The following is a 12,484-nucleotide window of genomic DNA, read 5'->3' as shown; positions in this document are numbered from 1 at the left end:
GTTCCTCATTTTTCCATAGTTAAAAGTAAAATCCACAAAACACACGGTTCTGTGGATTTTTTTGAGTTTTGAAAAAATCATCCAAGTCGTTACTACTTCGCAAAAAAGTTTTCTGTATAATAGGGCTGCGATTCGTCATTAAAAGCTACGCCAACTCCTAAAAACTCGTAACCTTCCCGCAAAATATTTTCACGATGTCCGAGGGAGTTCATTAAACCTTCATGGGCGAAGATGCTGCTAAATTGCCCATAGGCAAGGTTTTCCCCAGCCATATGAAAACTGATATCATCCTCTTTCATCCGGTCAAACGGTGATTGTCCTTTCAGATTGGTGTGATCGAAATACTGATGGACCGCCATATCGGTGCTATGTTTACGGGCTGTTCCTCTAACATGCTCATCCCATGTTAGAACTGTAAGCTGATGATTGACTCGTGCTGCATTGGTCAAATCGAATAATTGATATTCAAAGCCTTCTTTTAACGCTGAATTGGCTTTGGTGTAAAAGCCTGTTTTCTTCTGCTCAAAGTCTTTACTGATTAATTGTATCGCTGTTACCGTATTGTTTTCATGTTTATCATAAAAGATGGTTACGTAAGTTCCCTCAAGCAAGAACACATCATAGTCACTATTTTCCTGTAATTGATAAACTGTCATTCCTTTTTGGATGTTGGTGATCGGTTCACCTAGTTTTGCGCGAACATCTATCTTGGAACTTCCAAGTTTGATTCCTTTAGTGGATGCAATTAAATCTTGGTTCGTGTATAATCCTGCTGCTTTGTTGTTTTCATCATACATGACCATAAAAAAATCATGGTAATTTTCGTGATAGGCGTACCAATTCGTCCCATATTCATTAAGAGATGACCGATTTGCCTTGCCTAAATTATGATCTATATCTTCTTTTAGATTACCAAGTTCTATATTATTAACTGAAAATACTTGGTTAGTAGGGATATTTAATTCTACTTTTTCTTTTTGTGGTTGCGGCTGTTGTTTAGTGAGTGGAAGTTCACCCGCCTTAAAGCCAAGCTGCCCAACTAATTGTTGAACCTTTTCATAAAAACTATTAAGTGTTTCTAATACTGTAGTGCTATCTTTTATATTCATTTCAGATTGAACAGAATCAATCTTTTTTTCTATATCGTTTTTCCCCATCTGTTTATCAATAACTGGCAATGAAAAATAAAATAAAAGTATAAATGAGATAATCGCAAGTAAACGAACCATGATATTTCCTCCATTTCTATTAGAATTGTACCCAATCTAGATAAAATGTATAAGTAATATGCTTGGGGGGAATAAAGGGAACGGTATGGCTGTAATACAAATTCTAAAATCAGTACTCCAAAGGTCATAAAGGCACTATCTCAAATTGGATAGTGCCTTTAACTTTTCGAATATTGGTAATTGTATAAGGGTAAAAGTCTCATGCTGGGTCCAGCCTACTTATTAATCATTTCAGAAGTATCGCTAACTCGATATATTTTCCGCGGCCGTCCCTTGGAGGAAGGTGCCTCATCACCAATAATTTCAGCTATTCCTTCTTCCACTAAACCTGTTAGAATACGCCGAGCATTTCTTGGTGTCATTTTCAGCCATTCTGCTATATGGGTTGCAGTAATTGAACCATTTCCCATTCTTTTTTGAACGGATAAAATTTTATTAAAGGTAGTAATGGTTATGCCGCTATTTTTAAGCTTTTCACTTAAATCCTTATTTTCTGTTCGGTATTGATAGGAGATCGCCTCTTGCTCTTTTAATGGACCTTCAATCGTTCCATTATTATCCACCAAGAAAGCGCAAAAAGAATCATAATTTTGGGCATGGTTTAATGCAAGCCGAGCATTTTCTTCTGCGGTCAATGCAGTATCTCCGTAACCAATTCCAATATTGGATGGTAAATCGGCAAGTAAAGATAATTTTTCCAAAAGAGAGGTAATGGAATTCTCTGTTTCTTCCAACGAACCCCTTGTCGAAAAAATAACAAATATTCCTGTTCCTATCGTAACAAAGGAACCAGATATCGACTCTGCAAAGTTTAATATAGCTGCCTGGATCTCTAAATTTAATCGATGAAGATCGTATGATACCATATTATGATCTTCTTTTTTCTCCATCCCTTGAACTTTCACGAGTATGGCAGCAATTTGTGAATGTTTAAAATGCATCGTTTCCCATTGTTGGAGGGCTGTCGACAAGGTTTCGCGTATGTTGCTTCGTGTTGGTGAAACCCAATAGGCTGTTACGTTATGTAAACAAAGCTGATCATAAATGGAACGGAGGCTTGTTATACAAATATCTACCTTCCCATCTTGAATATGTTTTTGATGAAATGCTAGAAGATTATCAAGAGGGGTCTCATTTGTATACTCATGAACATAAACCTGGTTGCTTGGTATGCTAAGGTCGCGGTATGTTTCATAAACATCTCGTTCAGTCAGCGTGTCAATGCTAATCCGTTCTAAACTTCTTTTATCATTGTAACTGATGTCAACTAAGGTTTTGGTCAAGCTGGCACCATCTAATTGAAGTAAAAAAAATGGCTGTTTAACAGCGCTCTTTTGAAATGGGTTAAAAAGGGCAGGTCCGGCTAAAATCCAAAGGTCAACTGCATGTTGATTTTTTTGCACGATGCTAGTGGCTTCTTCAGGGTTCTGGTAGATAAATGGTACTGATTGTAGCCGGTCACTATATTCAGTTGCTATTTCAGAAATAAGATGGACAGAGTCATTTGGTCCAATGATTCCGGCTCTTGGTTTCAAAAAACTTCCCTCCCAAAAAGATTAAGTTATTTAATTATAACAATAATGGAAATCCTTTTGTCATTAATTTTCTCTAGTTGAAATATTTCATATTTTTATACTAACATTTTTAAGTTAATTATAGTGAATTTTTAGAAAATTCTGTTGACATCATTAATTTTCAACTGTATAGTTTTATTTAAGGAACATATTAAGAATAATTCCGTAAATTAAATGATTAGGAGTGTTAGTTATGAATAAATCGAAGGAGTACCAAGATTTAGTCCCGTTGGTTGACCAACAACAATTTAAACAGGTTATAGGTCATTTTGCCAGCGGTGTATCGATCATCACCGTCAGTAATAATGGAGTTGATTTTGGGATCACTGCAAGTGCCGTTTGTTCCGTTTCAGTCGATCCGCCCATGCTGCTAGTTTGCGTCAATAAAAGCACCGGGACTTGTCATGCCATATCGGCTGCAGAATCCTTCACGGTAAACATAGTCAATGAAACTCAAAAAGAATTAGCATTAAGATTTGCCAGAGCAAATACGGATAAATTTGATGGAGTTGACTTTTCATATGGAGAGTTAGGCAATCCTGTTTTAGGTCAAACACTTGCTACGCTCGAATGCCGGGTTGTCCAAGAAATAACAGGAGGCACACATTCCGTCTTTTTGGGCGAGGTCCAGAAGGCCGATGCAGCTGATGGAGATCCTTTAGTTTACTATCGCGGGAAATTTGGCAAATTTGAGGAAGCTTAACTATCTTCAATTTAAGTGTTAAATAGAATTGTGCGAATAATTAAATTAATAGGAGGTTGTAAAATGGCATTAATGACAGGTAAACAATATCAGGAGTCACTGAATGATGGACGCGAGGTTTATATCGATGGGGAAAAGGTTAGAAATGTGGCCGAGCACCCGTCCTTTAAACCCATTGTGGATGTAAAAGCCAGGATGTATGATATGGCACATGAAACGAAGTTTGCTGATACATTAACAACCAGACTGCCAGACGGCGAAGTTGTTTCTCGGGCGTATAAAATGCCTGAAACAAAAGATGATTTGACTGCGATTCGCAAACATGTTGAAACCGTTCTTGATGATCTTGGCGGGGTTGTTTATCGCGTCGGCGATGAAACGATCGGTGAAATGTGGTCCCTTTATGACGCTCAAGATAAATTAAATGAAATCGATCCGACCTATGCAAAAAATATTAGGTACCATATTGACCGAGTCGCACGAGAAGACTTGTTCCATGTTTCGGCAAACACGGATCCAAAAGGTGATCGAAGCAGATTGTTCAGCGGAAAAGATGGAGGAACCTTGCTTCACGTGGTCGAGGAAAATGACCAGGGAATCGTGGTAAAAGGGGCCAAGTTTGAGACAGCCGCTGCTTATGCGCACCAAGCATTTGTAAAACCAACAATCCTAGATTGGAATGCTGGATCCGAAAAAATGGCACCTTTCGCCTGTGGATTCATTTGCGATATGGGTGTTCCAGGATTAAAGCATATTTGCCGTACATCCTTAGGTACGGATCGGAATCCTCAAGATTATCCTATCGCCACGAAATTCGAGGAAATTGATACCTTACTTATTTTTGATAACGTCTTAATTCCGTGGGAAAATGTCCTATTTCACCGTTCCTTAGAATCAGCCGCCTATATCCGTTCCACACTTCATCGTTATTCTGCCTTTAATTACACCCTTAGAATGTTACGCAGAGCTGATTATTTAATTGGTGCAGCGCTACTGAATGTTGAACAGACTGGTTTAACCCATCTCCAAGCTGTCAAAGAAAAAATCTCTGAACTTATCAATTATCGCGAAGGAATCAATGCCCATTTAACTGCTGCCGTAGCGGATGCGAAAAGAAGTCCCGGCGGGTTAATGATGCCAAATCCATCGCTTTTGTATACAGGTCGTGTCTTTGCATTAGCCAATTTCCCGGCTATGGCACATTTAACGAGAGAGCTCGTTGGTGGTCAATTAGCGGTCACTCCAGATTCTGCCACGATGGCAGATCCAGAAATCAAGCAATATTTTGATCAATATTATTCCGTTGGCGAGTGGTCGCCTGAAGATCGAGGAAGATTACTTTATTTTGCAAGGGATTTGTTAAATTCCTCATATGCGGGACATAGAACCACGTTTGAATTATTTGCGCAAAGTCCGCCATTTGCTCAACAGATGGCCGTGTTTAATAACTTTAATATGGAGCCGCAGCGTGAGTTAGTCCGAAAGGCAGCAGGGCTGAATCTGACTGCGCCTGTTTCTAGTAACTAATGTAAGAAAGGAGTTTTGTCATTGAAAGTTCATACATCTGGTACATTAAAGCTCCCTGAATCCGTACTAACAATCGGGGCCCTTGATGGTGTTCATCGAGGTCATCAGGCCTTACTTTTAAAAACAAAAGAACGTGCGCAGGTGCGTGGTGTCCCTTTTGTCGTCTATACCTTTGACCCGCCTCCGAAGGTTTTCTTTAAAAAATGCCAAATGATAACTTCGCTGGATGAAAAGCTAAGCAGGCTTAACATGCTAGGTGCTGACCATGTCATTGTTGGTCAATTTAATGAGGCGTATACAAAACAAAGCGTCGCTTCATTTATAGATGAGGTGATGATGATTAGACCTCTTGAAATTTGGGAAGGTCCAAACTTTCAATTTGGTAAAGATCGGAGGGGAACCATCGAGGATTTACGGACCAATTTCAATGTCGGGGTTTTAAAACCGCTTCAATGTGAAGACGGTGAATTAATCTCTTCTACAAGGATTCGTCTCCTTTTACAGCAAGGAAACTATTCTTTAGCAAAAAAATTACTTGGAGATATCCGATATATTTCCTTTTTAGCAGAAAAAAACTATGCGGTTTAATAGAATAAATGGGTTAGCAGCTTGATAGATAAGACGATAATTAATATTACCTGGAGCAGCAATGCTGGATTTATTCCATATTGTTGCTTCAATTTATTTTTGCGACAAAAGCTGGAATCGAAATTGGCAGGATAGGAAAGCGAGGTACAGTTTTGAGGATAAATCTAGACCGATTACTGATGGATATTGAGAAATATGCGGCGTATGGGAAAAATGAACAGGGGGGTGTAACCAGGCCTAGTTTTTCTCCAGCTGATCATGAGGTTCGTCAATTATTTATTGAAGAAATAAAGGAATTGGGATTAGAAGTGACCATTGATGGAGCTGCGAATATTTGGGGTAAATATAAAGGAACGGGGAAAAACCCCGGTAGTATCGTCATAGGCTCTCATTTGGATTCTGTTCCTAATGGTGGTAAATATGATGGGCCGTTAGGTGTGTTAATGGCTAAAGAAATTGTGAAAAGATTAATAGAATTAAATATTCGCCTTGATCATGATATCGAAATTGTCTCCTTCACAGCTGAGGAATCCAATGATTTTAATTTATCCACATTCGGGAGCCGGTCATTTGTTGGCCGAATAACGGCGGAAATGCTACAGGACGTATGTGATTCAAAAGGAGCACGTCTTAGCGATGAATTGAAGAAGGTTAACGGCGGACTCGACAAATTTTCCTTGATGATGGATATGCACAGTGATAAAAAGGCTTTTATTGAACTCCATATTGAGCAGGGACAGCGGTTAGAAAGCGCTAATATTCCTATGGCGGTGATTAACAGTGTTGTCGGGACATACCGTAGTACTGTTAAAGTGATAGGACAGTCTAACCACTCGGGTACAACGATGATGGAACATCGAAAAGATGCACTTACGGCTTCCTCCGAAATGATTCTTGCTGTGGAGAGATATTGTCAAGGTCAGGGGAATGTTGTTGGTACTGTCGGAAAGTTAACGATTAGTCCGAATGCCGCCAATATTATTCCAGGTCAGGTTGATTTCATCTTAGAGGTTAGAGCCGAAAAGTCGGTGACTATTCAACGAGCGGTAGAGGCGATCCAAGAGGTTTTGCAGGAAATTGCCGAAAGAAGAGAAGTGGAAATACAACAGGAAGTGTTTCTTGATCAAAAACCAGTGGTCTTAGATCAGGATATAGTGAGTAGCCTTGTCGAGACAGCTAGGGAAATGAATGAACCTTGTTTGATTCTTCCAAGTATGGCTGTTCACGATGCAGCCCATATGGCAAGTGTCACCAAGTCGGCCATGGTATTTGTCAAAAGCATAGAAGGGAAAAGTCATTGCCCTGAGGAGTATAGTTTGCCCGAGGATATTGAAAAAGCGGGTAATTTTATTTTGCAGGGAATTATTAATTTAGATCGTACTCTTTATAGAACAGGGTATAGTCTGCCTATTAATAAGACGAAATGAGTTGTGAATGAAGTGGTTTACATTGCATTCTTTTAGTAAAAAACAATTAAGGCTGTTGTTGAATAAACGAGACAGCCTATTTTTTGTCATGGAAAATAGATTAGCAGGACATTATTATACTACTAAAACTTAAACTAATTATTATCTATTAAGGTCTATTTTTGGATGATTTGGTAGTACAAGCTTTAGAACAAAATATGTTATAGAATGTAAAAAATTAAAAGTTATAAAAGTGAGAATTTTTAGAAAATTAAATTGACATTAACACTATGAATTTGTTATTTTTAATTAAAGAATAATTAAAGAAAAAATCCGTAAATAGAAATAAGAATGATAGTCAATAAATATTGGAGGGAGGAAAACGTGTGGCATTAATAAATGGGGGCACCGGGACTAATGCATATTTGCCGGACCTACCTTGGAACAGGTCGAAATCCTCAAGATTATCCAATCGCCACGAAATTCGAAGAAATTGATACCTTACTTATTTTTTGATAACGTCTTAATTCCGTGGGAAAATGTCCTTTTCCACCGCTCCTTAGAATCTACAGCCTATATCCTTTCCACACTTCATTGTTATTCTGCCTTTCATTACACCCTTAGAATCTTACGCAGAGCTGATTATTTAATTGGTGTTGCGCTATTAAATGTTGAACAGACAGGTTTAACTCATCTCCAAGCTGTCAAAGAAAAAATCTCTGAGCTTATCAATTATCGCAAAGGAATCAATGCTCATTAAACCACCGTCGTAGTTGAGTTTATAAAAATTAAAAAACGCAAGAAGAAAGAGGAGGAATGAAGTTGGTATTCTCTAAAAGCTTAATTGCCAAAAAAATGTTTATGTTTTTGGTGCTAGCCGTAATGTTGGTAGGGTGTTCGGCAACGAATTCTTCATCGGGAAATAGTAATTCTTCTTCCAAGAGCAGCGACACGATCAAGGTAGGATTACAAGCACCAATGACAGGTGATAATGCCCAGTATGGACAGGATATGAAAAATGGTGTGGAACTTGCGTTTAAAAAGATTAATAGTGATGGTGGAATCAATGGGAAGAAGCTTGAATTGATCGTCGGTGACGATAAAGCGACTCCGTCTGAAGCCGTTGCCGTCGTGAATAAAATGATTATGAATGATGGAGTTAAGGCCATTATTGGAGGATATAATTCATCTCCAACATTGGCTGCACAGGATGTTTCAGGACCTGCAAAAGTCCTTCATTTAAACATGGGGGCTAGCCCAGACCTTTCAAAAACGGGCAACAAATACCTGTTCCGCGTAATCTTAACAGGTTCCGTCTACGTTCCGGCAGTTATGAAATATATGGCGGAAGAGAAAAAGGTAAAGAAAATCGCAGCACTCTATGAAAATACGGATTACGGAATCACCATGTATGATGCAGCCAAAGCGTCTACGAAAGAACAAGGCGTAGAATTTATCGCTGCTGAAAAATATAACCCTGGTGATAAAAACTTCTCATCACAATTATCAAAGATTAAAACATTAAATGCAGATGCAGTAATGGTTGTTGGTCTTTACAATGAAGTTGCCTTAATTGAGCAACAAGCAAAGCAGGCAGGATTAAACATTCAATTCTTCTCACCAGATGATTCCATGTATTCTAAGCAACTCATCACTTTAGGCGGCGATGCGGTTGAGAATCATATTTTTGCTTCGATGATTGATTTAAATGCTGAAACTGAAGAAATGAAAGAGTTTAAAAAATTAGCCGAGGAAAATAATACACCTGCTCAAGCGAATACGGCGATTGCTTATGATGCGGCCATGGCGCTTGCGAAAGCATTAACCGAAGGCGATGGCGACGCTGATAAGTCCCGTGACGCACTAGCAAATATTGAACATCAAGGCATAACAGGGCCGATAAAGTTCGATGAAAACGGTGACCGTTCCAATACCCCAATGATTATGCAAGTGCAAAAAGGCAACTTCAAGGTTATCAAAGAATCGGAATAGGGTGATTACTAATGTTTATTGATCAACTCATAAATGGAATTGTCCTCGGAAGTATTTATGCATTAATGGCCATCGGTTACACCATGGTGTGGAATGTATTACGTTTTATTAACTTTGCACATGGCGAGGTTTATATGGGAGGGGCATTCGTGTCCCTTTATCTTCTTTTATTAGATACACCAATCTGGCTGGCATATCTTGGCGGGGTGTGTGCAGGAGCGTTACTCGGTTATTTAATGGAAAAAATGGTTTATATGAGGATGAGAAATGCGCCCAAATTAAATCTGCTGATTGCAGCAATAGGGATATCGATTGTTCTGCAAAATTTAGCTCAATATATTTGGGGGGCAACACCAGAGCGTCTAACCTCTCCATTTCTATCCAAAAATATAGCGGTGGGAGATATGCTGATTAATCAGCATTATATATTTATCATTATCCTGACCATTCTTGTCATGATCGTTTTGGAGTTATTTATTAATCGAACACTTATGGGGAAAGCGGTTCAAGCAGCCTCCCAGAATATAAAAGCAACGCAGTTAATGGGGATTAATGCCAATAAGATCATTTCAATCACGTTTGCTATTGGGTCTGCAGTTGGAGCACTCGCTGGTATTTTAGTGGGACCCGTATTCTTAGTCTATCCAACCATGGGGGTATTTGCAGGATTAAAAGGATTTACAGCTTCCGTTATGGGCGGAATGGGAAATATACCTGGCGCCATGATTGCGGGGTTATTACTTGGCGTCATTGAAAGCTTTGCCGCCGGATTCATCTCCTCTGGTTATCGTGATGCGGTCGCAATGGTGATCTTGTTATTTATTTTATTAGTTCGTCCTCAAGGAATATTTGGAAAAATTGTCCAACAAAAAGTATAAAGGGGGGAGAGGAAATGGATCTGATCAAAAAGCCGGCTTTCCGAAAAATCGTGCTTCTATTTGGAGGGATTGCATTATTTCTCCTACCGTTTGGAATCGTAAATCCGTACTTTATGTATATTATTAATCTGATCTTAATTTATGCCATTCTAGCTTTAGGTCTTGATCTCATTGTTGGTTATACGGGCCAGGTTTCTGTTGGCCATGGTGCATTCTTTGGAATAGGGGCCTATGTAGCTGCGATCCTGGCTAAAAACTTAGGTTTCTCATTATGGTTAACACTGCCATTCTCGATTATCATCACTGCGATTATCGGCTTTATCATTGGATTTATTGGGTTGAAATTAATCGAAGAATACCTGGTAATGGCCACCCTCGCGTTTGGAACCATTATCTGGCTAGTTTTTCTAAATTGGACCGATTTAACGGGAGGCCCAATGGGAATTGCAGGAATATCAGCTCCTCCAACTATTAAATTGGGAACCTTGGAATTTCCGTTTATACAATACCATGACTATTACCCATTATTATTAATCTTCGTATATCTAGGCATCTTAATTACTAGATTAATTATCAAGTCCGGATTTGGCCGTGCCTGTACGGCAATCCGTGATGATGAACTGGCCGCCCAAGCGATGGGAATCCCGGTATTTAAAACAAAAGTAACTATGTTTACCATTTCGGCGGCATTCTGTGGTGCTGCGGGTGCTTTATATGCCCATTTCCTTCATGTCGTCAGTCCGGAAACTTTTGCTTTTGGCATGTCTGTAACTATTTTAACGATGGTCATGATCGGAGGACAAGGATCAATTGCAGGAGCGATTATTGGAGCGGCGATACTCACAGTTTCCTCCGAGGCATTAAGGGAAACACCAGAATTGAGGATGTTAATTTATGGCTTCTTGATCGTCATTATGATCATGTTTTTTCCAAAGGGAATCATGGGTTTGTTCCAAATTTCCAAGCAGCGTCTTTTAAAGAAAGGTATTCAAGTTGAAAAAACCGTTATCGAGAAAGAAGGGTTGAGTTATGAGCAGTAATCTTGTTGATGATTCAGCCATTTTAACAGTCAAGCATCTCTCAAAATCTTTTGGAGGCGTTAAGGCGGTCAACAATCTATCATTTTCTGTGAAAGAAAATAACATCCATGCGATCATTGGTCCCAATGGAGCTGGGAAGAGTACGCTATTCAACTTGATTACGGGTGTAATTACCCCTGATGAAGGGAAGATTCAGTTATTTAATCAAGATATTACATCGTTGAGACCTGATAAAATTGCGGAGGGTGGGGTATCACGAACCTTCCAAAATATTAGACTATTTCCGGATATGACTGTGTTTGAAACCGTATTAATTGGAACCTATCTTCTGACAGGAGGAAAGCTGCTGCCTGCGGTATTCCGTACTAAAAGCTTCAGAAAAAAGGAACGGGAAGCAAAACAACGAATTGAAGAAATTATAAAATTCGTTGGACTGTGGGATATGCGCCATGAGTATGCAGCCCGGTTATCTTATGGAAATCAAAGGCGAGTGGAAATTGCTCGTGCTTTGGCAACAAACCCTGATTTATTATTACTGGATGAGCCGACAGCAGGTATGAATCAGAAAGAGACAAAAGAGCTTATGCAGCTATTTTCCCAGGTAAATAATCAGGGCATCACCATTTTAATTATTGCCCACGACATGCATCTCGTAAATACATTGTCCAATCAAATCACCGTGATTAATTTTGGAGAAAAGTTGGTTGAAGGTCCTCCTGAAATGATTCAAAGTCATCCAGCAGTATTGGAAGCCTATATGGGGAGGGCTGAAGCAAATGCTTAATGTTGAAAATGTAAGTACCTATTATGGGCAGATTTGTGCCTTAGACAATGTGAGTTTGATCGTAGAAGAAAAGGAAGCCGTTTCGGTAATCGGTGCCAATGGTGCAGGAAAAAGCACTCTCTTGAAAACAATTATCGGCGAGTTCCGTCCGAAAAGCGGCAATATTAAGCTTTCAGGTAAATCTATTATTAAAGAAAAAACGTTTAAGCTTGTCAACCGCGGCATGACACTTGTGCCAGAAGGCCGCCATGTATTTCCTTTACTTTCTGTGTGGGACAATTTGCTGTTAGGAGGTTATACACTTCCCACGAAGGAACGTCAGCAAAGAGTGGAAGAGGTTACAGAGCCGTTTCCTATCCTCCGCGACAGAAGAGATCAACTAGCAGGGTTGCTTTCGGGTGGAGAGCAGCAAATGCTGGCGATAGCCCGTGCAATGATGACAAAGCCGAAGCTATTACTACTTGATGAGCCATCCATGGGTTTGTCCCCAAAACTAGTTTTTGAAGTATATGACAAAATTACTGAATTACATCGACAGGGTACGACTATTTTATTAGTTGATCAAAATGCGGAAATGGCCATTGACTTTTGCAGCCGTGGGTATGTGCTGATGGCGGGGCGTTTAGCAGGTCAAGGGACAAAAAAAGATCTAAAGGAAAGCGAAATTGTCCAGCGTTCTTATCTGGGATAAAAAATACCTTTAACTATTACTGGTAATATTGACAATTTTCAGAAAAAACTATATATTTTGTTTAGGGAACAA

Annotated in this window: 12 protein-coding genes; 10 read left to right on the top strand and 2 right to left on the bottom strand. The window is 39.4% G+C overall.

Annotated elements, in window-relative coordinates:
- Positions 1-92 precede the first annotated feature (92 nt).
- Both ACSU6B_RS16170 and ACSU6B_RS16165 read right to left on the bottom strand, forming a co-directional pair.
- Positions 93-1,229 carry a CAP domain-containing protein gene (locus ACSU6B_RS16170; protein WP_410886725.1) on the bottom strand — a complete coding sequence of 379 codons (1,137 nt, stop codon included), beginning with the start codon at positions 1,227-1,229 and terminating at the stop codon, positions 93-95.
- Positions 1,230-1,444: 215 nt separating this feature from the next.
- A complete protein-coding gene (locus ACSU6B_RS16165; protein ID WP_410886723.1) occupies positions 1,445-2,764 on the bottom strand; it encodes a hypothetical protein in 1,320 nt (439 codons plus the stop codon).
- Positions 2,765-2,996: 232 nt separating this feature from the next.
- On the opposite strand from ACSU6B_RS16165, the gene ACSU6B_RS16160 reads away from it, so the two are divergent.
- From ACSU6B_RS16160 to ACSU6B_RS16115, 10 genes are all read left to right on the top strand, one after another.
- Positions 2,997-3,506, top strand: coding sequence for a flavin reductase family protein (locus ACSU6B_RS16160; RefSeq protein ID WP_410886721.1), 510 nt, complete (start codon positions 2,997-2,999; stop codon positions 3,504-3,506).
- Between the two features lie 63 nt (positions 3,507-3,569).
- Entirely contained in the window at positions 3,570-5,033 is a 1,464-nt protein-coding gene (locus ACSU6B_RS16155) for a 4-hydroxyphenylacetate 3-hydroxylase family protein (RefSeq protein WP_410886719.1), read from the top strand.
- A 21-nt stretch (positions 5,034-5,054) separates the two neighbouring features.
- Positions 5,055-5,621, top strand: coding sequence for an FAD synthetase (locus ACSU6B_RS16150; protein ID WP_410886717.1), 567 nt, complete (start codon positions 5,055-5,057; stop codon positions 5,619-5,621).
- Positions 5,622-5,773: 152 nt separating this feature from the next.
- On the top strand, positions 5,774-7,048 hold the full coding sequence (locus ACSU6B_RS16145) for a Zn-dependent hydrolase (RefSeq protein ID WP_410886715.1): 1,275 nt from the start codon (positions 5,774-5,776) through the stop codon (positions 7,046-7,048).
- Between the two features lie 418 nt (positions 7,049-7,466).
- Entirely contained in the window at positions 7,467-7,787 is a 321-nt protein-coding gene (locus ACSU6B_RS16140) for a 4-hydroxyphenylacetate 3-hydroxylase C-terminal domain-containing protein (protein ID WP_410886713.1), read from the top strand.
- A gap of 62 nt (positions 7,788-7,849) precedes the next feature.
- Positions 7,850-9,019, top strand: a complete 1,170-nt coding sequence (locus ACSU6B_RS16135; protein ID WP_410886711.1) for an ABC transporter substrate-binding protein — start codon at positions 7,850-7,852, stop codon at positions 9,017-9,019.
- 11 nt (positions 9,020-9,030) lie between these two features.
- Entirely contained in the window at positions 9,031-9,897 is an 867-nt protein-coding gene (locus ACSU6B_RS16130; RefSeq protein ID WP_066255119.1) for a branched-chain amino acid ABC transporter permease, read from the top strand.
- A gap of 14 nt (positions 9,898-9,911) precedes the next feature.
- Entirely contained in the window at positions 9,912-10,937 is a 1,026-nt protein-coding gene (locus ACSU6B_RS16125; protein ID WP_410886709.1) for a branched-chain amino acid ABC transporter permease, read from the top strand.
- Positions 10,927-11,721 carry an ABC transporter ATP-binding protein gene (locus ACSU6B_RS16120; RefSeq protein ID WP_410886707.1) on the top strand — a complete coding sequence of 265 codons (795 nt, stop codon included), beginning with the start codon at positions 10,927-10,929 and terminating at the stop codon, positions 11,719-11,721. Before ACSU6B_RS16125 ends, ACSU6B_RS16120 begins: the two co-directional genes overlap by 11 nt.
- Entirely contained in the window at positions 11,714-12,412 is a 699-nt protein-coding gene (locus ACSU6B_RS16115; protein ID WP_410886705.1) for an ABC transporter ATP-binding protein, read from the top strand. Before ACSU6B_RS16120 ends, ACSU6B_RS16115 begins: the two co-directional genes overlap by 8 nt.
- Positions 12,413-12,484: the final 72 nt, after the last annotated feature.

The organism is Neobacillus sp. C211, assembly GCF_051842875.1.
Classification (GTDB): domain Bacteria; phylum Bacillota; class Bacilli; order Bacillales; family Cytobacillaceae; genus Neobacillus.
The sequence above is the reverse complement of the archived record's forward strand: the minus strand, read 5'-3'. Positions and strand labels throughout refer to the sequence as shown.

What these genes read in the sequence shown, in the direction of transcription:
- ACSU6B_RS16170 (WP_410886725.1), bottom strand. Translation starts at nt 1,229, where the DNA reads ATGGTTCGTTTACTTGCGATTATCTCATTTATACTTTTATTTTATTTT.
- ACSU6B_RS16160 (WP_410886721.1), top strand. Translation starts at nt 2,997, where the DNA reads ATGAATAAATCGAAGGAGTACCAAGATTTAGTCCCGTTGGTTGACCAA.
- ACSU6B_RS16155 (WP_410886719.1), top strand. Translation starts at nt 3,570, where the DNA reads ATGGCATTAATGACAGGTAAACAATATCAGGAGTCACTGAATGATGGA.
- ACSU6B_RS16130 (WP_066255119.1), top strand. Translation starts at nt 9,031, where the DNA reads ATGTTTATTGATCAACTCATAAATGGAATTGTCCTCGGAAGTATTTAT.
- ACSU6B_RS16125 (WP_410886709.1), top strand. Translation starts at nt 9,912, where the DNA reads ATGGATCTGATCAAAAAGCCGGCTTTCCGAAAAATCGTGCTTCTATTT.
- ACSU6B_RS16120 (WP_410886707.1), top strand. Translation starts at nt 10,927, where the DNA reads ATGAGCAGTAATCTTGTTGATGATTCAGCCATTTTAACAGTCAAGCAT.
- ACSU6B_RS16115 (WP_410886705.1), top strand. Translation starts at nt 11,714, where the DNA reads ATGCTTAATGTTGAAAATGTAAGTACCTATTATGGGCAGATTTGTGCC.